The following is a 25,033-nucleotide window of genomic DNA, read 5'->3' on the forward strand; positions in this document are numbered from 1 at the left end:
CCTAAAATATGTGTGCGGCATGTCTGCCCAGACTGAACTCAAATTGCAGCCATATGCTGTCTGCCGTTCTGTCTTGCAAATGCGTAGCCCAATCACGGTTATATTGCAGTCGCACTTTGCTGAATTCTGTTGGATACCAAGTGAGATTGGGCGACAAGCGGTTGCGGGTGTCGCGCAGCGGATCAAGGGACGTCTGTCCTTGCGCTGTGGCATAGTCCCACCTCAATCCAGCTACCCAGCCCGGTTTGAAGCCCCATAAAACCTGAGTGAATAGTCCCCAATCTTTTAGCACTTCGCGTATAGGATTGCTTGCATCGCCCGCCTCATACCGCCGGTGCAAAGCCTCCGTGTGCCATGAGACGAACGGGGATCCACGGTGTGTCCGCCTGGCCTGCCATTTCAGAAAAATATCCGCACCGAGTATTCTGGTGTTAGTGCTGGTGCCGCTGGCGTTGGGGCCGAGCACACTTGAAAGACCCAGATTGGCGCTCACTGTATCTGACAAATCGATGCCGTTTAACCAGCGCGCGCTGTATAGGAGGTCGCCGAAACCGCGCGCATTGCGGTCAATGAGAGTATGGCCCCCCACCTCTTCAGCTAGCTCACTAAGGAAACTGGTGACAGTTTCGCCTTTGGCGTTTTGCACACCGACATATAGTTCCGAGTACCAATCCGTGGGCATCAACCAAGCGACGCGCGCGCCTTGGCTGCGCAAGCCATCACCACCAAAAAAGCGCGAAAGGACGACCGGCTGATCAACAAAACTCCAGGTGTGAGGGTGTTGCGGATTCTGACGACCGAATTCGGTATAAAACTGGCCGCCTTTGACCTGTAATCCCCAAGGCAGGCTTCTGGTGGTGAAGAAGGCCTCTTCCAGTTCGACGACTGTTTCGCCGTCGGCGTCGATTTGGAAAATGATGTTAGCCTGAGCGTTAAAGTAGGGATCGACTGCAGCGCCAATTGTGAGTTCCACATTCTGTACCGTGAAACCGTTCTGATTGGGATCGTGAGCGCCCGCCTGAAGACCTTTCAGCGCGGCGTTGTCAACGCTGGAACCACCACTTGCAAACAGGCTGGATAGACCCAACTGCAAGTCTCCGTTGCCGGGGGGTGTTGTGCTAGGCAGCGTTGTGACTGGGGGTGGTGAAGCTGCAGCAGGCCGGGCTTCCGATACTTGGACAGGTTTTTTGCTGGCCGATGATTCCAGCTCCTTAAGACGCTGTGCCAACGCCGCGATCTGGTTTTCATAAGCTTGCTTCATATTGTGAAATTGTTGCCTGATTTCGGATATTTGCGCGCCAAGTATGTCTACCTCTTCATTGGCCATCGCCATCGGCGCATGGAGAGCCTGCGCGCCTATGATGGCTGCTCCGAACATGGAGCGAAAATACGGACAAGGCATGGCTAGTCCCCTCTTTTGATTGGAATATGCAGAACCACTGATACGGAGTCTCGAAAACGAGACATGGTTCAGTTGTCAGCAGATTGGAGGAAAATCAATCAAAGTAGGGGAGGTGCGCGTGCGCGCAGAAGGCTTTTAGGGAGTTGCCTATGTGGTTGTGTAGTGGGCGGAGGTTCAACAGAAGCAATTTTTTGAATCGGGGCGGTTAGCGATAGAATGGGTGGCAGGTCCACAGACAGTTGGCCGAGCCGGCAGATTTGACATCCATCAACTAGGCTTGAATGATCGGTAACATCACTTAGATCGTGGGATGCAACGTGCAATGCTGCAAAGAGCAGCGTAAACACCATCACCAGCCGGAGGCGGCGGAGCACGTTTATGTTAGGGCTAAACACGTTTCTCAATTCAAACCAAATAATAATGGTAACTTTTGCAGGAATCAAAGCCTAACCTAACGGCAGAACTCTAATGCTTGGCACCCTCTTTTGAGGGCAGTGATGATTTACATCAAGATCGGCGGTCCAGAGGAAAAGTTTAGGGGCTTGTTCTGGTTCCGGCAAGCACGGTTGTACGCCGGCAGCTTAAAGACGCGGCGGGTCGTTAAGAGCTTTTTTTCCGGTTCCCGCCGGCATAGTGGATGGCTTCCTCGGCGGCGCGTAGAAGTGCCATCGCCTTGTTGCGGCTTTCCTGGTATTCGGCTTCCGGATTGCTGTCTGCAACAACCCCGCCGCCGGCCTGCACATACATGGTTTCATCTTTCACGATAGCCGTGCGCAGAGCGATGCAACTATCCATGGTGCCATTGGCCGCAAAATAACCAACGCAGCCGCCATAGATGCTTCTGCGGTCCGGTTCCAGCTCTTCGATGATTTCCATTGCGCGTACCTTTGGCGCACCCGAGACGGTGCCGGCGGGAAAGCCTGCAATGAGCGCGTCAATCGCATCGAATTTCGGATCAAGCCGGCCTTCAACGTTCGAAACAATGTGCATAACGTGAGAATAATATTCGATGATCATTTCTTCAGTTACATGAACGCTGCCAATCTCGGCGACGCGGCCAACGTCGTTCCGGCCAAGGTCAAGCAACATCAGATGTTCAGCCCGCTCTTTCGGGTCGGCGAGCAGGTCTTCCGAGAGCTGCCGGTCTTCTTCGGCATTTTTTCCACGCCGCCGCGTTCCGGCGATCGGACGGATTGTTACCACGCCGTCGCGAACCCGGACCAGAATTTCAGGGCTTGAGCCGACGACGGCGAAGTCCTGGAAGTCGAGAAGAAACAGGAAAGGTGAGGGGTTCAGCCGTCGCAGCGACCGGTAGAGCGCAATGGGCGGTAGCGGGAAGGGAACCTGAAAACGCTGCGAGGGGACCACCTGGAAAACGTCACCAGCCCGAATGTAGGCCTTCGCCCGTTCGACCATTCCGTGATACGCCTCGCGGGTCTGATTCGAAACCGGAACTGGTGTCTCGGTGGATGGCGGCGCGCTCATCTTTTCATGGGAAAGGCTTTCGTCAAGGGTCACAATGCATTGCTGAAGACGTGCTTCTGCCTTCGCATAGGCGGCCTTCGCATCGAGTTCTTTTTTTGGGCGAACCGGCGTGACCAGGATCGCCGTGTCTTCAATGTTGTCGAAGATCACCATTACCGTCGGACGAACGAACATGCCATCGGGCAAGCCGGAAATGCCTGCCGGGTTTGTGGCGGGCAGGTCCTCCATTAATCGGACCATGTCATAGCCCATATAGCCGACGAGGCCTGCGGCCATTGGCGGCATCGCGTCAGGCAGGTCGATGGCAGACTTTGCAAGCAAGTCGCGGAAGGAAGCGAACACGTCGCCTTCAATGGGGCGAAAGGCGGTGGCATCGACATCGGCATTTTCGTTAATCTCTGCCCGACCACCGAAGCAACGCCAAATGACATCTGGACGGGTGCCGATAAAAGAATAACGTCCGCGCGTGGCACCACCTTCAACGGATTCGAGTAGAAAACCGTTCGGCGAATGTCCGGCAAGTTTCTGCATGGCCGAAACGGGGGTTTCCAGATCGGCAATCAACTTCGTCCACACGACCTGTGGCCGGTTGGCGGTGTAGTTTTCTGAAAAATCTCCGAAGGAGGGATGGACGGACATCGCCCTGGTCTAGTACGTAGCTTCGATGGCCGAACGATTGGTCTCGACCGGATGTTTCTTTTCGAGAGCCGCGATATATTGGTCGAGAATGTCGTTTGCCAGAGACTGCAGCAGGTTTGCGCGCACGCTTTCAAGCGCTTTGATGTCTTTGTCGATGTCCGCTTTCCGAATTTCCTTTATCAGGGCCACGGTGTAACCGTTTTCAGATGGCGCCTGCACCACCTCTCCGACCTTTGCGGCGAAAATTTTTCGGGTCAGTTCATGGGAAATTCCAGAATTCAAATCTTGCGCATCGCGCGTTAAGGGGTCGGAGGTTCTTATTTGAAAACGTCGATTGCCGGCAAGTTTTTTTAGGCTTGTCCCGGTTTTTGTCTTTTCGACAATTTCCGTTGCCATTTTTTCAGCCTTGCGGTTCCGTTCTTCCGCCTGCCAATCCGCAATGACCTGTTTGCGGATGTCATCAAGTGGCTGCAAGGCCGCTGGCGTAATAGCATCGACCCGCAGAATGAAAAGCCGGCCGTCCTTCGTTTCAACCAACGTGCTTTCCTCACCATCGGCCGTGTTAAAAGCGGTCGAAAGGAATGCATCGATATCCGGGAGAGTCGCGACCGCCTTTCCGTCGGGGGTTTTCCCCTCGGCGCTTACATTTTCGAAGTGAAGCGTGGGAAGGTTCAATACCTTTCCGGCTTCTTCAAAGGTCGCACCACTGGCAAGACGGTCTTCAATCTGTGTCGAAATGGCATAAAGGCTGTCGATCGCACGATTGTGTGCGATGTCCTCCGCTATCTTGTCGCGAACGGCCTCAAATTTAGGGGTCGCGCCAGGCGCAATCGTTTTCACGCGCAGAATATGCCAGCCGAACGGACTTTTTATTGCCTTGCTGACCGCGCCCTTTTCCAGACGGAAGGCCGGTTCGGAAAGTTCCGGGATAAGGTCTTTGCGGGCGTGGCTTCCAAGGGAAAGGTTGGCACCCTGTTCAACTTTTCCGACCTCTATGGCAACGATCTCGAACGATTTGCCTTCCTCCAGCAACGTTTCTGCGCGTGTTGCGCTTTCTTCATCCGAGAGAAGGATTTGTTCGATTTCACGGCGTTCCGGGGTGGAGATTTCGCCAAGGCGCGCTTCGTATTCTTCCCGAAGTTCCGTTTCCGTAATTTCGACTTCGCTACGGAAGTCGTCGGGCGAGACGACGATCGCCGTTATTTTGCGGTATTCCGGCGACACGTACTGTTCCGCATGCTCGCTGTGATAGGCAGCAAGAGTTTCCGGCTTCGGTCTTCCGACGCCCTTCATCTTGTGAGCGGGGACCGACAATGTCGCGACGACCCGCTCTTCTTTCCGGAAATCAAAGAGAAGAGTCCCCAGGCGTTCCGGCACGACGGTTCCGTGGGTAATTGCTTGCATTAATTGATTGCGTTTGATGCCCCGGCGAATAAGGCTCGCAAATTGCTCTTCGGTGTAACCGTTGCTTCGAAGCAGGTCGTAAAAAACCTGCTTGTCGAATTCACCAAAGCGATTGCGAAAGGCGGGCGTCTCCTTAATCCGTGCGGCAACCAGCCCATCACTGGGGAAAATGCCAAGATCTCTGGACTCCAGATCAAAAATAACTTCAGAGATCAAGCGCTCAAGAGCACGATCAAGAAGCCCCAGCCCGCGGGCCTGTTCCGCAGTGAGAGAGTTCTCGAAAAGATGCTGAATGCGGTCCATCTCGCGCCGAAATTCTCGGGAAAGCTGGTCGCTGGTAATTTTGACGTCACCGACCTTGGCAATGGTCGCCTCGCGTCCACCGCGAAAAACGTCGCCTATTCCCCACACTGCGAAACTCAGGACAAGGAGAAGCAGCAACCCTTTGACGACCCAAGAGGTCGTGCGTTTGCGGATCGTTTCAAGCATACAAAATCGCAGATCGATAAATTGAAGCGGATTGAAGAAAGGCTAAAATTCAAGTTGTTGACCAGCGCAGTGTAATAGGGGGCTCTAGGGCTCGCAAGCCCAGAATGGGCCATTGTGTGCAATCAGGGGGTCTGGAAAATAGCCATGTCCTATGTTAGCAAATCCCATGAACGACCTAGGAATTAGGATGCCACACGCAAAAAATCCGTTAATTATCGGCAACTGGAAGATGAACGGGCTGCGCAAAGCAGGCCAGGCGCTGGCTCGGGGGATTGTTCAATCGCGTAAACAAGGCCGTGCCGCTGTCGATCTTGTCCTTTGTCCGCCGGCGACCCTTCTGGGGACGATCGGCGAAATTCTGGCGGGAAGCGGAATTTTTCTGGGCGCGCAGGATTGCCATCAGAAAAAAACAGGCGCCCATACCGGCGATGTTTCCGCAGACATGTTGGCCGATATTGGCTGCCGCTTCGTTATCCTTGGCCATTCCGAACGCCGGGAAGGGCATGGCGAAAGCGATCGTGATGTTGCCGCAAAGGTCGTCGCTGCCCATGCGGCGGGGCTGATTGCTATCGTCTGTGTTGGTGAAAGCGCTGCCGAACGGGATGCCGGCGCGGCCCTGGACGTCATTGAGGCGCAGCTTATGGCTTCCTTACCGGAAGGGTCGAAAGCGGAAAAAACGGTCATCGCCTATGAGCCGTTGTGGGCCATTGGCAGTGGCCGGACACCGACTGCCGACGAAATTAAGGTTGTTCATGAGCGGATTCGCGCGAATTTGGGTAAATCTTTTGGACCTGCCCAGGCTTTTCGCATTCTCTATGGCGGGTCCGTAATGGCGGCAAACGCGGCGGCAATCCTGTCTATCCCCGGGGTCAATGGTGCCTTGATTGGCGGGGCCAGCCTGAATGTCGAGGCCTTTTGTGAGATTGCCGAAAGTTGTGGCTAGCATCGCATGATGGAATTCAGTAAAAGGCGGGGGTCGCAAAGGGTGGCGATGTTCAGTAAAAACGGCGAAAAAAAGCAAAGATGACGACGATCCTTCTTGTCATTCACTTGATCCTCGCAGTCGCGCTGGTCGGTATCATCCTTCTACAGCGAAGCGAGGGTGGCGGCCTTGGTATCGGCGGCAGTAGCGGTGGCGGCGGCCTTTTCACGACAAAGGAAACGGCCAATCTGCTCACCCGGACAACGGCGATCCTGGCGACCTGTTTCATGGTGAGCAGCCTGACCCTGGCTATTCTTGCCAACCGGTCCTCTGAATCTGTCTCGATTCTCGATGCCGAGGAACCCGTCAGCACGCCCTTTGAGGCAACGGTGCCGGAAGCCCCTCTCGAAGCAATGCCGCCAGCCGCGCCAAGCGCGCCTTTGGGGGAATGATGGTTCCATATCCGTCAGATTTGGAAATTGGGATCGAAGGCGGCGTTTTTGCCGCCTCTTTTACTTTTACACTCGAAATTGGATTGTTTTCAGGTAGATTGTAGGCCCATGACGCGGTTTATCTTTATCACCGGTGGTGTGGTCTCCTCACTTGGGAAGGGCATTGCCTCTGCGGCGCTTGGGGCCTTGCTTCAGGCGCGCGGGTTTAAGGTGCGGCTTCGCAAGCTGGACCCCTATCTGAATGTCGATCCGGGCACGATGAGCCCCTATCAGCATGGGGAGGTCTTCGTTACGGATGATGGTGCCGAAACGGACCTCGATTTGGGCCATTATGAACGCTTCACCGGCGTTTCTTCCCGCGCTTCCGACAACGTCACCACCGGAAAAATCTACTCAACCGTAATTGCGAAAGAGCGGCGCGGGGATTATCTCGGTGCGACCGTCCAGGTCATTCCCCATGTCACGGACGCCATCAAGGAATTTATCCTGGCCGACCTTGAGGACGAGGATTTTGTTCTCTGCGAGATTGGCGGCACGGTCGGCGATATCGAGGGGTTGCCTTTCCTGGAAGCCATTCGCCAACTTCGAAATGAGCTTGGAAGAGAGCGCACGATGTACGTGCACCTTACTCTTCTTCCTTATATTCCATCTGCCGGTGAGCTGAAGACGAAGCCGACGCAGCATTCCGTGAAAGAACTTTTAAGCGTTGGTATTCAGCCAGATCTGTTGTTGTGCCGGAGCGACCGGCAGATTCCTGTGTCCGAACGCAAAAAGATCTCTTTGTTTTGTAATGTGCGCGAAGAGGCTGTGATTCCGGCAATGGATGTAACATCGATTTACGGTGTTCCGGCGGGTTACCACATGGAAGGTTTTGATGATCAGGTCTGCTGTCATTTCGGCGTTGCCAGGGAGCAGCAACCGGATTTAAGTCGCTGGAACGAAATCTTTGATGGCATTCATTCGCCCGAGGGCGAGGTAAGAATTGCTGTCGTTGGCAAATACATCAATTTGCTGGATAGCTATAAATCCCTGATCGAGGCGCTTGCCCATGGCGGCATCGCCAACCATGTGCGGGTAAAGCTGGACTGGATCGATTCGGAGATTTTCGAAAAGCCTGACGCCGTTCAGAAACTTGAGGATGTCCACGGCATTCTGGTGCCTGGAGGTTTTGGCGAACGCGGCGCCGAAGGAAAAATCGCCGCCGTTCAATTTGCCCGCGAACACCGTGTTCCATATTTCGGCATCTGCTTTGGCATGCAAATGGCGGTGGTCGAAATCGCGCGGAATCTTGCCGGCCTTCCAAATGCGAACTCAACCGAATTTGGGCCAATGAAGGACCCGGTGGTTGGCTTGATGACCGAGTGGACGCGCGGTGAGACAACTGAACTTCGAAACGAAGAAGGCGAACTTGGCGGTACGATGCGGCTCGGCGCCTATCCGTGTAATCTTGAACCGGGAAGCCGGATTTTTGACATCTATGGCGGCAAAAAGAAGATCAATGAGCGCCATCGCCATCGTTACGAAGTAAACATCAATTACGTCAAGCAACTGGCAGCCGTCGGCCTTCGTTTTTCCGGCCTGTCCCCGGACGGAAAATTACCGGAAATTATCGAAATGGCCGACCATCCCTGGTTTGTTGGCGTTCAGTTCCATCCGGAATTGAAATCGCGCCCCTTTGAACCGCACCCTCTGTTCACGTCCTTTATCGAAGCAGCCGTGAAACAGTCACGGCTGGTGTGAGGAATTTTCATATGACAAAACCTCATCACATAGCGATTGGAAAAATTACGGTCGGGAACGACTTGCCACTGACCGTGATTGCCGGGCCTTGCGCCATCGAAAGCAGGGCCCACGCCATGGAAACCGCCGAAGCCCTTGTAAAGTTGACGGACAAGCTTGGTATCGGCCTGATCTACAAATCTTCCTATGACAAGGCAAACCGGACCAGTGGGAAAAGCGTGCGCGGGATTGGCATGGCGAAGGGGCTTCCCATTCTGGCTGAAGTGCGAGAGCGCCTGGGCTGCGCCGTGCTGACAGATGTCCACACGGCTGAACAATGTGCGCCGGTTGCCGACGCCGTCGATGTTTTGCAAATTCCGGCCTTCCTTTGCCGCCAAACCGACCTGTTGATCGCCGCCGCCGTGACCGGGAAGGCGATTAACGTCAAGAAAGGTCAATTTCTGGCACCATGGGACATGGCGAATGTCGTAAAAAAGATCGTCGGTGCCGGAAACTCAAACGTCTTGCTGTGTGAGCGTGGCGCCAGTTTTGGCTACAACACGCTTGTTTCAGACATGCGCGCGCTTCCCGTTCTGGCCCGCGGTGGCTTTCCGGTTGTCTTCGATGCCACCCATTCCGTCCAGCAACCGGGCGGCCAGGGGGAAACCAGTGGCGGCCAGCGCGAATTTGTACCGGTTCTTGCCCGTGCGGCCGTCGCTGTTGGGGTTGCCGCCGTCTTTCTAGAAACGCACCCCGACCCGGATAAGGCACCGTCCGATGGCCCGAACATGGTGCCAATGGCCGAGCTTCCGGCATTGCTAGAGACATTGCTGGCATTTGACCGGGTGGCAAAAGCGTTTCCTTGTTCCTGATTGTCTTTGGGAGGAATTCAGCATGATGGCGATTACCGATATCCGCGCCCGTGAAATTCTGGACAGCCGTGGCAACCCCACCGTCGAAGTGGATGTTTTTCTGGAAAACGGCGCGCATGGGCGGGCCGCCGTTCCTTCTGGCGCTTCAACCGGTGCCCATGAGGCGGTTGAACTTCGCGATGGCGACGCGCAGCGCTATGGCGGCAAGGGGGTGCGCAAAGCCGTTGACGCCGTGAACGGTGAAATCTTCGACGCGCTTTCTGGCATGGATGGGGAAGATCAGATCGCCATCGATCGCATTCTTATTGAACTGGATGGCACGCCGAACAAATCGCGCCTTGGGGCGAACGCCCTTCTTGGTGTGAGCCTGGCGGTTGCCAAGGCTGCCGCTATCAGCGCCGGACTGCCGCTTTACCGCTATATCGGTGGCGTCCATGCCCGAACCTTGCCGGTGCCGCTGATGAACATCATCAACGGTGGTGCCCATGCGGACAACCCGATCGACTTTCAGGAATTCATGATTATGCCGGTTGGCGCGCCGACGATGGCCGAGGCCGTGCGGGTTGGGGCAGAAATCTTCCAGGCCCTGAAAACGCAATTAAAGAAGGCCGGCCATAACACGAATGTCGGCGACGAGGGTGGGTTCGCACCCAATCTGGAAAGCCCGGACGTGGCGCTTGGCTTTATTATGCAGGCGATTGAAAAAGCCGGTTACGAGCCGGGAAAGGACGTCATGCTGGCGCTTGATGTAGCGGCCAGCGAGTTTTTCAAAGACGGCGTCTACGATCTGTCGGGCCAAGGGGAAAAGCTGAATGCCAGCGAGTTGATCGCCCTTTATCAGGATTTGGTGGATCGCTATCCGATTGTCTCCATTGAGGACGGCATGGCGGAAGACGACTGGGACGGCTGGGACGCACTTACGAAAGCGCTTGGCAGTCGGGTTCAGCTTGTTGGCGATGATCTTTTTGTTACCAATCCGGTGCGGTTGCGGGAAGGCATCGCGCGCAGCGTGGCAAATTCCATTCTCGTCAAGGTCAACCAGATCGGCACGCTCTCCGAGACTCTGGAAACGGTGGAAATCGCCCATAAGGCTGGCTATACGGTCGTGATGTCGCATCGTTCCGGCGAAACCGAGGATGTCACAATCGCCGATTTAGCGGTGGCTACGAATTGCGGTCAGATCAAGACCGGTTCCCTTTCGCGTTCGGACCGACTGGCCAAATACAATCAGCTTCTCCGTATCGAAGAAGAACTGATGCCCAATGGCCGCTACGCTGGAGAGGCTGTTCTGCGCACAAAGCGCTAAAATACGCGCAAAAAAAGTTGACGCCTTGCACCCATCGTGATTCCATTCGCTTATGTTGATTTTCAACGAACTTCGTGCGCGTGCGAAACAAATTATCGCGCCCGTTATCGGCATTGCGGCCATGACCTATTTTGGCCATCACACCATTCAGGGTGAGCATGGGATTTTGACCTGGCTGCAGCTTTCAAGCCAGGTGGAGCAGGCGAACGCAACCCTCCACGCGCTTGAAACGAAACGCAGCCAGCTTGCCAACCGGGTTCGGCTCTTGCACCCGGATCATCTCGACCTCGACATGTTGGACGAACAGGCGCGCCGCTTGCTGAATCTGGGCCGTATGGACGAGATTCTCATTCTCATGCCGACGAATGCCGACGTGACGGTCTCCCCAATAGCTTTCGACGAAAATAATTAACCTAAATTCAGTTTATCTTAATATTTCATAGGAATACTAAGGTGTTGCAACATTTTTTCTTGTTGCAATTCGCCAGTCATGCGCGTAGGTCTGGCAACATATGCACCCGACCTACCGAAGGACAGGCGCGGCATGGCGGTACAGAAATCTCGAGAAAAATCCCCAAAAAAACCTGGGAAAAACGCGGCAAAAAAGGCGCGGCGGCGCCCGGTGCCAAAGAAGGCGGCAGTCTCAGAACTTGCGCGGCTTTTTGAGTTTTACCGGCGCATGTTGCATATTCGCCGCTTCGAGGAAAAAGCCGGTCAGCTTTATGGCATGGGCCTCATCGGCGGCTTTTGCCATCTCTATATCGGTCAGGAGGCGGTGGTTGTCGGCGCACTTTCGGCAATCGAAGCGCCAAAGGACTCGTTCATTACAGCCTATCGCTGCCACGGCCATGTGTTGGAAGCAGGGATCGAGCCGAAAACGGCGATGGCCGAGCTGCTTGGCCGCAGCAACGGCGTTTGCAAGGGCAAGGGCGGTTCCATGCACTTCTTTGCGCCCGAAAAAGGATTTTACGGCGGCCACGGCATCGTTGGCGCTACGGCGCCTCTCGGTACAGGGCTGGCCTTCGCCCACAAATATCGCAAAGACGGCGGCGTCGTCCTTGCTTTCTTTGGCGAGGGGGCTGCCAATCAGGGGCAGGTCTATGAGGCCTTCAACATGGCGTCGCTCTGGAAACTCCCCATCGTCTACATCATCGAGAACAACCGCTATGGCATGGGAACCGCCGTTGAACGCGCCTCGGCCATTACCGATATGTACAAACATGGCGAGAGCGTCGGCATTCCGGGCCGGCGTGTCGACGGCATGGATGTCGAGGCCGTTCAAAAATCCGTGAAAACGGCAGCCGATGAGGCGCGCGCGGGCAAGGGGCCGGTGCTTCTTGAAATGCGGACGTACCGTTATCGAGGCCATTCGATGTCGGACCCGGCGAAATACCGGAGTCGCGAGGAAGTCGCGAAGATTCGCGAAAAACGCGACCCGATCGACCATTTGGGCAGGCTGCTTCTGAAACACGCCAAGGTAAAGGAAGAAGACCTGAAAGAGATCGACCGTGAAATAAAGGCCGTCATTTCCAAAGCCGCCGATTTTGCCCAGAAAAGTCCTGAGCCGGAGCCAGCCGAGCTTCTGACAGACATACAGATCGAGGCATAGGCGCATGGCGAAAAAACTTCTGATGCAGGCCTTAAGCCCGACGATGGAAGAGGGAACCCTTGCCCGCTGGGTAAAAAAGGAAGGCGAGAAGATTGCCATTGGCGATGTGCTGGCAGAAGTCGAAACGGACAAGGCAACGGTCGAAATGGAAGCCCCGGAAGAAGGCGTTTTGGGAAAAATTCTGGTGCCGGAAGGTACCGAAAACGTCAAGGTGAACACGCCCATCGCCTGGCTTCTGGAAGAGGACGAGGATGCCCTGAAAGAAACCGACGTTCAGGAACATGCTTCGGAACCCGAAGACGTTCCTGTGCCGACGACGCCGGCGTTGGTGGCAAAACCGGCACCTGTCGCAGAACCCATATCCGCCACAGGCGCTACCGATATGGGCGAGACGATAACCCAAACTGTCCGCGATGCCCTGCGCGACGCGATGGCCGAAGAAATGCGCCGGGATAAAGATGTTTTCCTGATGGGCGAAGAGGTCGCCGAATATCAGGGGGCCTATAAAATAAGCCAGGGCCTGCTTGAGGAATTCGGGGCGATGCGGGTCGTCGACACGCCGATCACCGAGATGGGATTTGCCGGTCTTGGTGTGGGTGCCGCCTTCGCAGGGCTTCGCCCGATCATCGAGTTTATGACGTTCAACTTTGCCATGCAGGCGATTGACCATCTCGTCAATTCCGCTGCCAAGACGCTCTACATGACGGGGGGGGCGGTATCGGTTCCCATTGTTTTTCGTGGGCCAAACGGTCCGGCAGCCCGTGTCGCCGCCCAGCATTCCCAATGCTATGCCAGCTGGTATGCCCATGTGCCGGGGTTAAAAGTCGTAGCCCCGTATTCCGCTGCTGACGCAAAGGGCTTGCTGAAATCGGCCATCCGCGATCCCAACCCGGTTGTCTTTCTGGAGAACGAAATTCTCTATGGACAGAGCATGGCGGTTCCCATCGATACGGATTTTCTTGTGCCCATCGGCAAAGCGCATGTGGTGCGCGAGGGGCGGGACGTAACGATCACCGCCTTTTCGCGAATGGTGGGGTTGGCCCTTGACGCGGCGGAGGAATTGCAAAAAGAAGGCATCGACGCCGAAGTCATCGATTTACGCACGATCCGCCCTCTGGATTTTCCAGCCATCGTCCAATCTGTGCAAAAGACGAACCGTCTGGTCAATGTCGAGGAGGGCTGGGCCTATTCCGGCATCGGCTCTGAAATTTCCGCCCGCGCCATGGAGGAACTTTTTGATTACCTGGACGCCCCCGTTGGGCGTATCGCCGGTGCTGACGTGCCCATGCCCTATGCCGCCAATCTTGAAGCGCTGGCGCTGCCGAGTGCCGAAAAAATCGTCACGGCGGTAAAAGCCGTCTGTTACCAGGACTGACGCGATGCCAAAACCGGTTCTAATGCCAGCCCTTAGCCCAACGATGGAAGAGGGGACTCTTGCCCGCTGGCTAAAGAAGGAAGGCGAAAAAGTTGCGTCCGGCGATTTGCTGGCCGAGATTGAGACGGACAAGGCGACAATGGAGCTTGAAGCTGTGGACGAAGGGGTTTTGGCAAAAATCCTAATCCCGGAAGGAACCGAGGGCGTGAAGGTCAACACGCCGATGGCGTGGATTTTGGAAGAGGGCGAGGACGCAAGCGTTCTTGACACCATCGCCACTGATACACGCATTCCTGAACCGGTCGAAGCCACCGCGCCAAAGCCAACCAAAGCTGCGCCGCGCCCGAAATCACAATCTGCCTCGCAACCGGCCATTGCCTCAGGCACGCGGATTTTTGCAAGCCCACTTGCACGGCGGCTCGCCGAACAGGGTGGCATCGACTTAAGCCGGGTTACCGGAACCGGCCCCAGGGGCCGTATCGTCAAGCGCGATGTCGAGGGCGCGCCAGACGCTTCCCGACGCGAACGCCGGGGGCAGGTTCCCTCGCGTCCGCCGGTGGAAATGCCACCATTTAAGGAAATTCCGAACACGAATATTCGCAAGGTCATTGCCGAGCGTCTGACCCAGGTGCATCAGGACGTGCCGACCTTCTTCCTTTCCATCGATTGCACGATTGATGCGTTGCTGGACGTTCGCAAGCAGGCAAATTCGATGCGCGAAGGCCCAAAGCTTTCCGTGAACGATTTTCTTATTCGCGCGGCGGCCTTGGCGCTGATGGACGTACCAGCGGTGAATGCAAGCTGGCAGGAAAAGGCCATCCGTCAATATGAAGCCGCCGATATTGCAATGGCTGTTACGACCGATCGCGGTTTGATTACTCCGGTCATTCGCAATGCGGAAACAAAAACAATCGGCGACATTGCCAAAGAATCAAAAATGCTTGCAGAAAAGGCGCGGGCTGGAAAGCTTCAGCCGGAAGAATTCCAAGGCGGCACGTTTACGATTTCAAATCTTGGCATGTTCGCCATTCGCCAGTTCGATGCGATCCTCAACCCGCCACAGGCCTGCATTCTGGCCGTTGGTGCCGGCGAAATGCAACCCGTCGTAAAAGATAGTCGGATTTCCACGGCGACGCGGATGCGTTGCACACTTACTTGCGATCATCGGGTGGTGGATGGCGCCGTCGGTGCCGAATTTCTTGCCGCCTTTCGCTCTTACGTCGAGGAACCGGCCCGAATTCTGTTGAAGGAAGCGGGATATGGCTGAGCAAAAATACGACCTTGCTGTCGTAGGCGGCGGGCCAGGCGGCTATGTCGCGGCAATTCGGGCAAGTCAGCTTGGCTTGAAAACGTCCCTTGTCGAGGAAAAGCATTTAGGTGGCATCTGCCTGAATTGGGGCTGCATTCCAACAAAAGCGCTGCTGCATTGTTCGGAAATCCAGCACACCTTGAACAACCTTGATGCTTATGGCTTCTCGGCAAAGGACATCCATTTTGATATTCAAAAGATCGTGGCGCGATCACGCGCCGTCGCCGACCAGCTCTCAAAAGGAGTCGCCTATCTTCTGAAAAAAAACAAGATAGATGTGATTGATGGCCGCGCCCGGCTTGCCGGCAAGGGCAGGCTTGTGATTGAAAAGGCGAACAAGAAAACCAGCGAGATTGCGGCGGCGCATATCCTTCTTGCGACCGGGGCGCGGGCAAAAACGCTTCCCGGCTTGGAACCAGATGGCAAGCGGGTCTGGACCTATATGGAAGCGATGGTGCCGAAAGAATTTCCAAAATCCATTCTGGTGATCGGGTCGGGTGCCATCGGGATTGAATTTGCCAGTTTCTACCGGAATCTTGGGGCAGAGGTCACGGTGGTGGAAATTCTCGACCGCATTCTTCCCGTCGAGGATGAAGAAATTTCAAAATTTGCGAAAAAGGCCTTCGAAAAACAGGGCATTCGCATCCTGACAAAGACCACAATTGAAAAGCTTAATCGGGGGAAAGGCGGCCTTTCTGCAACCTTGTGCGTGGATGGGAAGCGCGAACGGATTGAGGCGGATCGCGCAATCGTGGCGGTCGGTATCACCGGCAATGTCGAGGATTTAGGGATCGAAGGAACAAAAATAAAGGTGGCGAAGGGGCATGTCGTCGTCAACGAATGGCTGGAAACGGGCGAGGCGGGTGTCTATGCCATCGGCGATCTTGTCGGGCCGCCATGGCTTGCCCATAAGGCGAGCCATGAAGGCGTTATCTGCGTAGAACATATCGCAAGAGTGAAGGGCGCACGCCCGCTTGACGTTTTACGGGTTCCGGGCTGCACCTATTCGATGCCACAAATAGCCAGCATCGGCATGACCGAAAAAGCGGCAAAGGCGGCCGGTTTTGAGCTTCGAATCGGGCGTTTTCCCTATCATGGCAATGGCAAAGCCATCGCGCTTGGTGCCGCAGAGGGATTTGTAAAAACACTGTTCGACAAGAAAAGCGGCGAATTGTTGGGTGCGCATATCATTGGCGCCGATGCGACGGAGCTGATCCAGGGCTATATCGTCGCGCGCAGTCTTGAGGCGACGGAGGCAGATTTAATCGAAACGATTTTCCCCCATCCGACGCTTTCGGAAATGCTGCACGAATCGGTTCTGGACGCCTATGATCGGGCCATCCATTCCTGAGAGGATCCGGAAACGACCCATGACGAACGTCAACAACCTTCACCGGCAGGAAAGACTGCGCAAGCCTTCCTGGATTCGCGTGAAAGCCCCAACCTCGCCGGCGTACGCAGAAACGCACAAGCTCATGCGTCGCCTGAAACTCAACACGGTCTGCGAGGAGGCTGCCTGTCCGAACATTGGCGAATGTTGGGAGCAAAAGCATGCAACCGTCATGATCCTGGGCAGCGTTTGTACACGCGCCTGCGCCTTTTGCAACGTCGCGACAGGCAAACCCGATCTTCTTGATCCCCATGAGCCTTCGAACATCGCCGCGCTGGTTGTGGAAACGGGTCTCAAGCATATCGTTATCACATCGGTTGACCGGGACGATCTTGCCGATGGTGGCGCTAGCCATTTTGTCCGTTGTATCGAAGCGATCCGCGAACGCAGTGCGGCAACAACGATCGAGGTGTTAACCCCGGACTTTCTTAGAAAAGAAGGCGCGATTGCGGTTGTTGCCGCTGCCCGTCCGGACGTTTTCAACCACAATCTTGAAACCGTGCCGAGGCTTTATCCAAAAATTCGCCCAGGCGCCCGCTATTACCATTCCCTTCGCCTGCTGGATCAGGTGGGGCGGCTTGAGACTTCGGTCTTTACGAAATCCGGAATCATGGTTGGGCTAGGCGAAACGAAGGGCGAGGTGTTGCAGGTCATGGACGATTTGCGCTCGGCCGACGTTGATTTTCTGACCATTGGCCAATATTTACAGCCGACTCCGCGCCATGTGCCCGTGGCCGAATATGTGACGCCTGAGACGTTTAAGAAATATCGCCGCATAGCCTTTGCAAAAGGCTTTCTTATGGTTTCCGCCTCACCCTTGACGCGTTCGTCCTATCATGCGGACAGGGATTTCGAATCCCTTCAGAAGGCGCGCGCCGAACGTCTTACAGGCGGTTAGACGGATCGCATGCCGACACATGCGGAAAAACGCCACCTTCCTTATACGCCGGAGCAGCTTTTCGATCTGGTTGCGGACATTGAACGCTACCCGGAATTTCTTCCCTGGTGCCAGAGCGCCAGAATACGAAAGCAGGAAGGAAACACGGTCCATGCGGATGTCGTGATCGGTTTTAAAATGTTCCGCGAACATTTTTCTTCCATTGACGTTTTCGATCGACCGCACCGAATTGACATTCGCTATACGAAGGGCCCCCTTCATTATCTCAACAATCACTGGATTTTCGAGGCGGCACCGGATGGCGGTTGCGTCATCGATTTCTATATCGACTTTGAGTTTCGCTCACGCGTCTTTCAAAAGGTGATGGGGGTTCTTTTCGACGAGGCACTGGGGCGGCTTCTCGAAGCCTTTGAAACCCGTGCCCATGCGATCTATGGCGTACCGGAAGCAAAGGCACCCTAGGCAAGCCGCCGTTTCACCTGCTTTATCAAAAGATCGATTGCCGCATGCACGCATTGCACGCGAATGGCCGCGCGGTCACCTTGAAAAATATGGCGTGCGTGAAGGGTTTCCAGACCATGGGCCGCGACGGCGACATGCACCAGGCCGACCGGCTTTTCCGGCGTGCCGCCCTCTGGGCCGGCTACCCCGGTGATGGCGACGGCAAGGTCCACCCCGGTTCCGGCGAGGGCGCCTTCCGCCATCGCGCGCGCCGTTTCTTCGCTGACGGCGCCGGCGCTCTCAAACAGAGCTTCCGGCACGCCGAGAAGGGCCACCTTCGACGCGTTTGAATAGGTAACAAAACCGTGGTCCAACAGGTTTGACGCGCCGGGGATTGCCGTCAGGCAGGCGCTAAGAAGCCCGCCGGTGCACGATTCAGCCGTAACCAGACGCAACCCGGCCTTGTCACAAAGGCGAAGGATCCGGGTCGCTTTTTCCAGAAGTTCCCTGGAAAACATCTCTCACGCCTCAATAAAATACATTGCGATGAAAAGACCCGCCGCCGCATAAAGCGCCGCCAGCAAATCATCCGCCATAACACCAAACGCACCGGGAAACCGTTTTTCAAAACGACGGATCGGCCAGGGTTTTAGAATGTCCGCCACCCGGAAAAGCAAGAAGGCGAGGCCATAAAAAAAGCCATCTCGCGGCACCAGGGCAAGAACCAGCCACTGGGCGACAACTTCGTCGATAACAATATCCGGCGGGTCGTGGCTTTCCGATGCCTGCCCATAGACGTGGGATGCCCAAAGGCCAATCGGAAAAAAAAGCGCCGCAAGCAGGACAAGGGCAGCCGGCCCGTCCGGCCCAAAAGCGCCGACAACAACCCAGGCGACGGGAAGAGCAGCAAAGGATCCCCAGGTTCCGGGTGCCAGAGGAATGCGCCCAATGCCAAAAACGGTTCCGATCCAGAACGCCGGATGGAGAAAGGGAAGCGGGGATTTTTTTTGCATTTTTGCCACGAAAATCTATTCCGCCAGGGCGATGGTTGCGATGGCCTGGGCGGCGATCGCTTCTTTCCTGCCTAGAAAGCCCACACCTTCCGTCGTCGTTGCCTTGACGCTGATGGCACTTTCCAAAAGCCCGGTGATGGCTGCGAGCCGCGCGATCATGCCCAAACGATGGGGGGCGAGTTTCGGCGCTTCACAGATCAGGGTCACGTCCAGATTGTGGACATGGCCGCCACGCTCGGCCAAGCGCGTCAGAGCGTGGCGTAGAAAAAGGGCTGAATCAACGCCCTGCCATTTTGGGTCCGTTGGTGGAAAATGGATGCCAATATCGCCATCGCCCATCGCACCAAGGATTGCGTCCGTCAGCGCATGCAAACCGACATCGCCATCGGAATGGGCCTCAATGCCATGGCTGTGAGGGACGGCAAGGCCACAGATCATCACGTGGTCGCCGGGGCCAAAACGGTGCACGTCAAATCCCTGGCCAACGCGAACCAGGCCAGCATTGCCTGCTATTCTACGTTCGGCGCGCGCGAAATCCTCCGGCGTCGTAACCTTGAAATTATCTTCGGAACCGGCAACCAGCCGTACCGGAATGCCAACCGCTTCGGCCACGGCGGCGTCGTCGGTCAAATTGGTGCCTTTCATTTGATGATGCCCCTCAAGAATAGCCGGAAAATGAAACCCCTGAGGGGTCTGCGCATGCCAAAGCCCCTGACGGTTAATTGTGTCGGTGACGTGGCCAGCCTCCTCTTTCTTCAGGGTATCGGTAACGGGGAGGGCGGCAATCACCGCTACGTCCGTTGCCAACGCGGCGACAACCCGTTCGATGGTTGCAAAATTGACAAAGGGACGGGCGGCGTCGTGAATCAAAATGTGCTGCGGCGCAGCACTGCCAAGGCTTTCAAGACCCAGCCGAACGGATTCCTGTCGTGTCGCGCCGCCGAAAACCGGGTCGGGAAGGGACATACCACGCACGGCATCGGCATAAAGCGCCGCGTCATCGGCGTGGATGACAACTTGGATATGGTTGATCCTGGGGTGTGTGTGAAAGGCCTCAAGGGTCCAACGCAGCACTTCCTTGCCGCCAAGGGGCAGATATTGTTTTGGCAACTCGCCACCAAGGCGCTGGCCGCGGCCAGCGGCGACGATCAAGACGGCGCACCCGGTCATGGGTTGTTCTCCTTCGGGGACGAATGGCGCCAAACTAGCCGTGCTTCATGCCCTTGCCAAGGCAACAGGCCGGATTGAGGCAAGGCTCCGGGGAAGAAAGCATCTTGCATAAGAATTATGCAGCTTATAACCTGCCTAAAATATACTCAAAAGCGACCGAAATGGCTACAAATTCCATTTAGTTTCAAGTGATTGTCCGACATGGCAAAAGCGATGACTCGATTGAAACGGAAGCAAGCGGTTGAAAGCCTGGAAATCGGGAAAGTTCTCGCCAGCATTCCGAATCCGGTTCTTGTAGTCGGGCTGGAAAACGAAATCCGCTTTGCCAATCTGGCTGCCGAAGAGTTCTTCAGCGCAAGCATCACCAACCTCTGTGAGCGGCCTTTGAGCGCGGTGCTGTCTTTGGACAGTCCAATTTTTGCGCTGATGCAACAGGTGCGTGATGGTGGCAGCAGTATTTTTGAATATGGGTTGAACCTAAGCGGCCCGCGTTTTACGCCACGGCTTGTGGCGGTGCAAATTACGACCATTGTGGGTCAGGAAAACCATCTTCTTCTTTCCATCCACGAACGCTCAATCGCTCAGAAAATCGGCCAGTTCGTTCATAAAGGCGCTGCCCGTTCCGTCACGGCAATGGCCTCAATGCTGGCCCATGAGGTAAAAAACCCGCTTTCCGGGATTCGCGGTGCGGCGCAATTGCTTGAACAGAACGCCACAGCGGATGACAAGGCGCTTACGCGCCTGATTTGTGACGAAACGGACCGGATATGCAAGCTCGTGGATCGGATGGAAATTTTTTCAGACGGCCTGCCGCTTGAACGTGAAGCGGTGAACATTCATCAGGTACTTGAACGTGTTCAACAGATCGCCCAGAGCGGATTCGCCCGGCACGTTCGCTTCGTCGAACGCTACGACCCATCTCTGCCGTCGGTCTCCGGCAACCGCGATCAGTTAACCCAGGTCTTTTTGAATCTTGTAAAGAACGCGGCCGAAGCCGTGCCTGGAAAAAGTGGCGAAATTGTGCTCGCCACGTCCTATCAACATGGCATGCGTCTGGGCAGTCCTGATGGCAGAAGTCGCGTTTTGCTACCGCTTGTCGTCAGCGTGCACGACAACGGCCCGGGCATTCCAGAGGAAATACGTCCGCATCTTTTCGATCCATTTATCACGGCGAAGGTGAACGGAACGGGGCTTGGTCTGGCCCTTGTGGCAAAAATTATCAACGACCATGGCGGCATCGTCGAATTCGACAGCGAGCCTTACCATACGGTTTTTCGCGTCATGTTGCCCATTGCCCATGAGCAGAAAGAGACGGGGGAGGAAAACGAATGACGAATGCCACAATTCTGCTTGCAGAGGATGACCGCGCCATTCGTCTTGTTGTTGAACAGGCATTGAGTCGGCAAGGCTATGAGGTGCGTTCAACGGGAAATGCCGCAACGCTTTGGAAATGGGTCAGCAATGGCGACGGGCAGCTCGTCATCACCGATGTTATTCTGCCGGACGAAAACGGCCTCGACCTTATTCCGCGTATCAAAAAACTTCGGCCCGACCTTCGCGTTATCGTCATGAGCGCTCAAAACACGCTGTTAACCGCCGTGCGCGCAACGGAGCAGGGTGCTTTTGAATATTTGCCAAAGCCATTTGACCTAACAGAGCTTGTAAACATCGTGAAACGGGCGCTGACGGTTCGTGACCCAAAGCTTTCCGCCGCCTCCGAGGCTGGCGAAACCGATGAGCAACTTCCGCTTATCGGGCGTTCCCCCGCCATGCAGGAAATATATCGAATTATGGCGCGTCTCATGGGGACGGACCTTACCGTCATGATTTTCGGCGAGTCGGGAACGGGAAAAGAACTCGTTGCCCGGGCACTCCACGATTTTGGCAAACGTCGAAATGCTTCTTTTGTTGCCATCAACATGGCGGCCATTCCGAAAGAATTGATCGAAAGCGAACTCTTTGGCCATGAGAAGGGGGCGTTCACGGGTGCGACGGCGCGGCACACCGGGCGTTTTGAGCAGGCGGAAGGAGGCACGCTTTTTCTGGACGAAATCGGCGACATGCCCCTTGAAGCGCAAACGCGGCTTTTGCGAGTCCTTCAGGAAGGCGAATTTACGACGGTTGGCGGGCGAACGCCGATCCGGGTGAATGTGCGCATTATCGCGGCAACGCATCGCAATTTGCAGCAGCTCGTTAATCAGGGACTCTTTCGCGAGGACCTTTTTTACCGGCTCAACGTCGTACCGATACGGCTGCCGCCGCTTCGCGAGCGGGTTGAGGACATTCCGTCCCTGGCGCGTCACTTTCTGGCCCAGGCTGTGGCGGAAGGGCTACCATTGAAAACCTTGGGACCGGCTGCCATGGCGCGACTGAAAGAATACAGCTGGCCTGGAAATGTTCGTGAGATAGAGAATTTTATCCGCCGCCTTGCCGCGCTTTATTCCGAGGACGTCCTTGACCTTGATGTCATCGAAGCCGAGTTTTCCGGATTGCAGCCTCAGGCAGCGGCCCTTCCTGCCAAAGACGAAGGGTTGGAAGCAGCCGTCGAACGGCATTTAAGGAACTGCTTTGGCGCGCAGCCGGACGAATTGCCTCATGGCCTTTACGGGAAGATTATCCACGAAGTGGAAAAGCCACTTTTGGCCTATACCCTTGCCGCAACGCGGGGAAATCAGGTGCGTGCGGCAGAAATTCTTGGGTTGAACCGCAATACGCTTCGCAAGAAAATTCGTGAGTTGGACATCCCCGTGGTTCGCGGCCTAAAATAGTGCCATCAGGGGGGCCGGTTTCTCGGTTTCTTTCCAGTGCGCGGGACGCACGCTCCAGAAAATTTTAGGACACCCTTCGTAACATGAAAGTTGTCATTTGTGGCGCCGGCCAGGTGGGGTTTAACATCGCTCGCCAATTGTCGGAAGAAGGCAACGATGTAACGGTCGTTGATCAGGAAGCCGAGCGGATCAACCGGGTCGCTTCGTCTCTCGACGTTCAGGCGATCATGGGCTTCGCGTCGCATCCGGATGTTCTGGAACAGGCCTGCACGCAGGATGCCGATATGTTGATCGCCGTCACGCGTGAAGACGAAATCAACATGATCGCCTGCCAGATTGCCCATTCGTTGTTCAATGTGCCCGTAAAGATCGCACGCATTCGCGAGCCAGCCTACATGAAGCCGATGTGGGCTGATTTGTTCAGCCGCGATCACTTGCCGATTGATGTCATCATTTCGCCGGAGGTTGAAGTTGCACGCGCCATTGCGCGCCGTCTGGAGGTGCCGGGCGCGTTTGACGTGATTCCGCTGGCAGAAGGAAAAGTGAAGTTGATCGGGCTTAAGTGCAAAGAAGACTGCCCGGTTGTGAACACGCCTTTGCTGCAGCTTACGGAACTTTTTCCAGACCTGCACATTACCGTTGTCAGCATTGTACGGGACAATAAATTGATTGTCCCTTCCAACACGGATCAGATGTTGGCCGGGGATGCGGTCTATTTTATCGCCGAAGCCACCCATGTGAAACGCGCCATGGAGGCGTTCGGCCAGGAAGGCCAAGAGGCGCGGCGTGTGTGCATCATCGGTGGCGGCAATGTCGGCCTGTTTCTTGCGCAAGAGTTGGAGAACAACCATCCCGGCGTGCACCCGAAATTAATCGAATTCGATCTGCACCGTGCAGAACAGATTGCTGAGAAGCTGGACCGGACGGTTGTTCTTCACGGCGATGCCCTTGACCTTCAGCTGCTCGAGGAAATGAACATTCGTTCCGCCGAAGCCATCGTCGCCGTCACAAACAACGATGAAACCAACATCCTTGGCTCGTTACTGGCAAAGCGGCAGGGGTGCCCCAGGGCGATTGCGCTTATCAACAATGACACCTATGGCCAGCTTGTCGGCTGGCTTGGAATTGATGCCGTCGTAAGTCCGCGCGTGATTACCATCTCGTCCATTCTTCAGCACGTTCGGCGCGGGCGAATCCGGGCCGTCCACACCCTTCATGAAGGGATGGGAGAGATCATCGAGGCAGAAGCGCTTAAGACCTCAAGCCTGGTTGGCAAGCCGCTCCGCGAGATTGATCTGCCGGATGAAATCCTTATCGGGGCAATTGTGCGCGACGAGCAAGTGCTCATTCCACGCGGGGGCACAACGATCAAGACGGGTGACCGCGTCATCCTTTTTGCCGCCGCCGGTGCCGTAAAGAAAGTCGAAAAACTGTTCACCGTGGGTCTGGAATTTTTCTAGACCGCCATCTTGCGGATAAAACGGCGGAAAAACCAATGTCCCATATTGCCTACGTCAATGGCCAATATGTTCCCCATCGCCTGGCTCGCGTCCATATTGAAGACCGTGGCTACCAATTTGCCGACGGCGTCTATGAGGTCATGGCCGTGATCGACGGACAGCCGATGGATGAGGAACTGCATCTTGATCGGCTGGAAGTTTCCCTGGATGCGCTTTCCATGGAAAATGCCATGACGCGGCGCGTCCTTAAGATCATCCTTCGCGAGATTATCCGACGCAACCGGATACGAGACGGCATTCTATATCTTCAAATGACGCGTGGGGTTGCCCGTCGGGACCATGCGTTTCCGGCGCGACGGCGAACCGCGCTGGTCGTAACGGCGCGGCCCGCAACCCTGCCGCCACAGGAAGCCCTTCGCGCCGGCGTTCACGTCATCACGCTTACCGATACCCGCTGGAAACGCTGCGATATTAAATCGATTTCATTGCTGCCCAACGTGCTTGCAAAGCAACAGGCCCGGGAAGCGGACGCTTATGAGGCATGGTTTCTGGACGCAGACAATTTCCTTACCGAGGGAAGTTCTACCAATGCATGGATTGTGACGAAGGCGGGGGTTCTGGTCACGCGGCCCGCCAATTGCGCAATTTTAAGCGGTATTACGCGCCTTGGCGTCCTGAAGGTTGCGGCAGAAGAGGGCATCACTGTAGAGGAACGCCCCTTTCACCTGGACGAAGCCAGGGCCGCAGCAGAAGCCTTTTTGACCAGTACGACCGCCTTCTTGCTACCGGTTCTAAAAATTGATGATAAAGTCATCGGGAATGGCCAGCCAGGAAAGCTAACGACGCGGCTCCTTCATCGCTACCTGGAAAAAATAAAAACAAAGAAAAAACGGTAGGATCGGACGTCTCC

General features: G+C 55.6%; 22 protein-coding genes. 16 read left to right on the forward strand and 6 right to left on the reverse strand.

Features of this window, described 5'->3' with window-relative positions; genetic code table 11:
• Position 1 precedes the first annotated feature (1 nt).
• The 3 genes from COA65_04190 to COA65_04200 all read right to left on the reverse strand — a co-directional run bounded on the left by COA65_04190 (position 2) and on the right by COA65_04200 (position 5,419).
• Entirely contained in the window at positions 2 to 1,378 is a 1,377-nt protein-coding gene (locus COA65_04190) for a hypothetical protein (GenBank protein ID PCJ60425.1), read from the reverse strand.
• 624 nt (positions 1,379 to 2,002) lie between these two features.
• On the reverse strand, positions 2,003 to 3,526 hold the full coding sequence (gene trpE, locus COA65_04195; protein ID PCJ60426.1) for an anthranilate synthase component I: 1,524 nt from the start codon (positions 3,524 to 3,526) through the stop codon (positions 2,003 to 2,005).
• Positions 3,527 to 3,535: 9 nt separating this feature from the next.
• A complete protein-coding gene (locus COA65_04200; GenBank protein ID PCJ60427.1) occupies positions 3,536 to 5,419 on the reverse strand; it encodes a hypothetical protein in 1,884 nt (627 codons plus the stop codon).
• A gap of 187 nt (positions 5,420 to 5,606) precedes the next feature.
• Here COA65_04200 and COA65_04205 point away from each other — a divergent pair, with 187 nt between their 5' ends.
• From COA65_04205 to COA65_04260, 12 genes are all read left to right on the forward strand, one after another.
• Positions 5,607 to 6,362: a triose-phosphate isomerase gene (locus tag COA65_04205; GenBank protein PCJ60428.1), complete on the forward strand. Its 756-nt coding sequence runs from the start codon at positions 5,607 to 5,609 to the stop codon at positions 6,360 to 6,362.
• Between the two features lie 80 nt (positions 6,363 to 6,442).
• Positions 6,443 to 6,793 (forward strand): preprotein translocase subunit SecG, encoded by a 351-nt coding sequence (locus COA65_04210; GenBank protein ID PCJ60429.1) that lies wholly within the window; start codon positions 6,443 to 6,445, stop codon positions 6,791 to 6,793.
• Positions 6,794 to 6,901: 108 nt separating this feature from the next.
• Positions 6,902 to 8,533: a CTP synthetase gene (locus COA65_04215; protein ID PCJ60430.1), complete on the forward strand. Its 1,632-nt coding sequence runs from the start codon at positions 6,902 to 6,904 to the stop codon at positions 8,531 to 8,533.
• A gap of 11 nt (positions 8,534 to 8,544) precedes the next feature.
• Positions 8,545 to 9,384: a 3-deoxy-8-phosphooctulonate synthase gene (locus tag COA65_04220; GenBank protein PCJ60431.1), complete on the forward strand. Its 840-nt coding sequence runs from the start codon at positions 8,545 to 8,547 to the stop codon at positions 9,382 to 9,384.
• Positions 9,385 to 9,406: 22 nt separating this feature from the next.
• On the forward strand, positions 9,407 to 10,690 hold the full coding sequence (locus COA65_04225) for a phosphopyruvate hydratase (protein PCJ60432.1): 1,284 nt from the start codon (positions 9,407 to 9,409) through the stop codon (positions 10,688 to 10,690).
• Between the two features lie 52 nt (positions 10,691 to 10,742).
• Complete coding sequence (locus COA65_04230; GenBank protein ID PCJ60433.1) at positions 10,743 to 11,102, forward strand: hypothetical protein; 360 nt, start codon at positions 10,743 to 10,745, stop codon at positions 11,100 to 11,102.
• A 132-nt stretch (positions 11,103 to 11,234) separates the two neighbouring features.
• Positions 11,235 to 12,299 carry a pyruvate dehydrogenase (acetyl-transferring) E1 component subunit alpha gene (gene pdhA, locus COA65_04235; protein PCJ60474.1) on the forward strand — a complete coding sequence of 355 codons (1,065 nt, stop codon included), beginning with the start codon at positions 11,235 to 11,237 and terminating at the stop codon, positions 12,297 to 12,299.
• Positions 12,300 to 12,303: 4 nt separating this feature from the next.
• Entirely contained in the window at positions 12,304 to 13,674 is a 1,371-nt protein-coding gene (locus COA65_04240; protein PCJ60434.1) for a pyruvate dehydrogenase complex E1 component subunit beta, read from the forward strand.
• Between the two features lie 4 nt (positions 13,675 to 13,678).
• Positions 13,679 to 14,941 (forward strand): pyruvate dehydrogenase complex dihydrolipoamide acetyltransferase, encoded by a 1,263-nt coding sequence (locus tag COA65_04245; protein PCJ60435.1) that lies wholly within the window; start codon positions 13,679 to 13,681, stop codon positions 14,939 to 14,941.
• Positions 14,934 to 16,334, forward strand: a complete 1,401-nt coding sequence (lpdA, locus tag COA65_04250) for a dihydrolipoyl dehydrogenase (GenBank protein PCJ60436.1) — start codon at positions 14,934 to 14,936, stop codon at positions 16,332 to 16,334. The genes COA65_04245 and lpdA overlap by 8 nt, the downstream gene beginning before the upstream one ends.
• The gene (gene lipA, locus COA65_04255) at positions 16,312 to 17,271 is read left to right on the forward strand and encodes a lipoyl synthase (protein ID PCJ60437.1); all 960 of its coding nucleotides are present in this window, start codon (positions 16,312 to 16,314) and stop codon (positions 17,269 to 17,271) included. The genes lpdA and lipA overlap by 23 nt, the downstream gene beginning before the upstream one ends.
• 9 nt (positions 17,272 to 17,280) lie before the next feature.
• Positions 17,281 to 17,733, forward strand: coding sequence for a ubiquinone-binding protein (locus tag COA65_04260; GenBank protein PCJ60438.1), 453 nt, complete (start codon positions 17,281 to 17,283; stop codon positions 17,731 to 17,733).
• Here the strand turns inward: COA65_04260 and COA65_04265 are convergent.
• The 3 genes from COA65_04265 to ispDF are packed head-to-tail and all read right to left on the reverse strand — an operon-like array spanning position 17,730 to position 19,895.
• Positions 17,730 to 18,230: a damage-inducible protein CinA gene (locus tag COA65_04265; GenBank protein PCJ60439.1), complete on the reverse strand. Its 501-nt coding sequence runs from the start codon at positions 18,228 to 18,230 to the stop codon at positions 17,730 to 17,732. The genes COA65_04260 and COA65_04265 overlap by 4 nt on opposite strands.
• A 3-nt stretch (positions 18,231 to 18,233) precedes the next feature.
• A complete protein-coding gene (locus COA65_04270; GenBank protein ID PCJ60475.1) occupies positions 18,234 to 18,725 on the reverse strand; it encodes a phosphatidylglycerophosphatase A in 492 nt (163 codons plus the stop codon).
• A 15-nt stretch (positions 18,726 to 18,740) separates the two neighbouring features.
• On the reverse strand, positions 18,741 to 19,895 hold the full coding sequence (gene ispDF / locus COA65_04275) for a bifunctional 2-C-methyl-D-erythritol 4-phosphate cytidylyltransferase/2-C-methyl-D-erythritol 2,4-cyclodiphosphate synthase (protein ID PCJ60440.1): 1,155 nt from the start codon (positions 19,893 to 19,895) through the stop codon (positions 18,741 to 18,743).
• 201 nt (positions 19,896 to 20,096) lie between these two features.
• Between ispDF and COA65_04280 the strand changes: the two genes are divergently transcribed.
• The 4 genes from COA65_04280 (at position 20,097) to COA65_04295 (ending at position 25,019) form a co-directional block, all read left to right on the forward strand.
• Positions 20,097 to 21,227 (forward strand): two-component sensor histidine kinase, encoded by a 1,131-nt coding sequence (locus tag COA65_04280; GenBank protein PCJ60441.1) that lies wholly within the window; start codon positions 20,097 to 20,099, stop codon positions 21,225 to 21,227.
• Entirely contained in the window at positions 21,224 to 22,663 is a 1,440-nt protein-coding gene (ntrC, locus tag COA65_04285) for a nitrogen regulation protein NR(I) (protein ID PCJ60442.1), read from the forward strand. The genes COA65_04280 and ntrC overlap by 4 nt, the downstream gene beginning before the upstream one ends.
• A gap of 83 nt (positions 22,664 to 22,746) precedes the next feature.
• On the forward strand, positions 22,747 to 24,123 hold the full coding sequence (locus COA65_04290) for a Trk system potassium transporter TrkA (protein ID PCJ60443.1): 1,377 nt from the start codon (positions 22,747 to 22,749) through the stop codon (positions 24,121 to 24,123).
• Positions 24,124 to 24,158: 35 nt separating this feature from the next.
• Complete coding sequence (locus COA65_04295; GenBank protein PCJ60444.1) at positions 24,159 to 25,019, forward strand: D-amino acid aminotransferase; 861 nt, start codon at positions 24,159 to 24,161, stop codon at positions 25,017 to 25,019.
• The last annotated feature ends 14 nt before the right edge of the window (positions 25,020 to 25,033 follow it).

The organism is Rhodospirillaceae bacterium (assembly GCA_002746255.1).
Taxonomy (GTDB): Bacteria; Pseudomonadota; Alphaproteobacteria.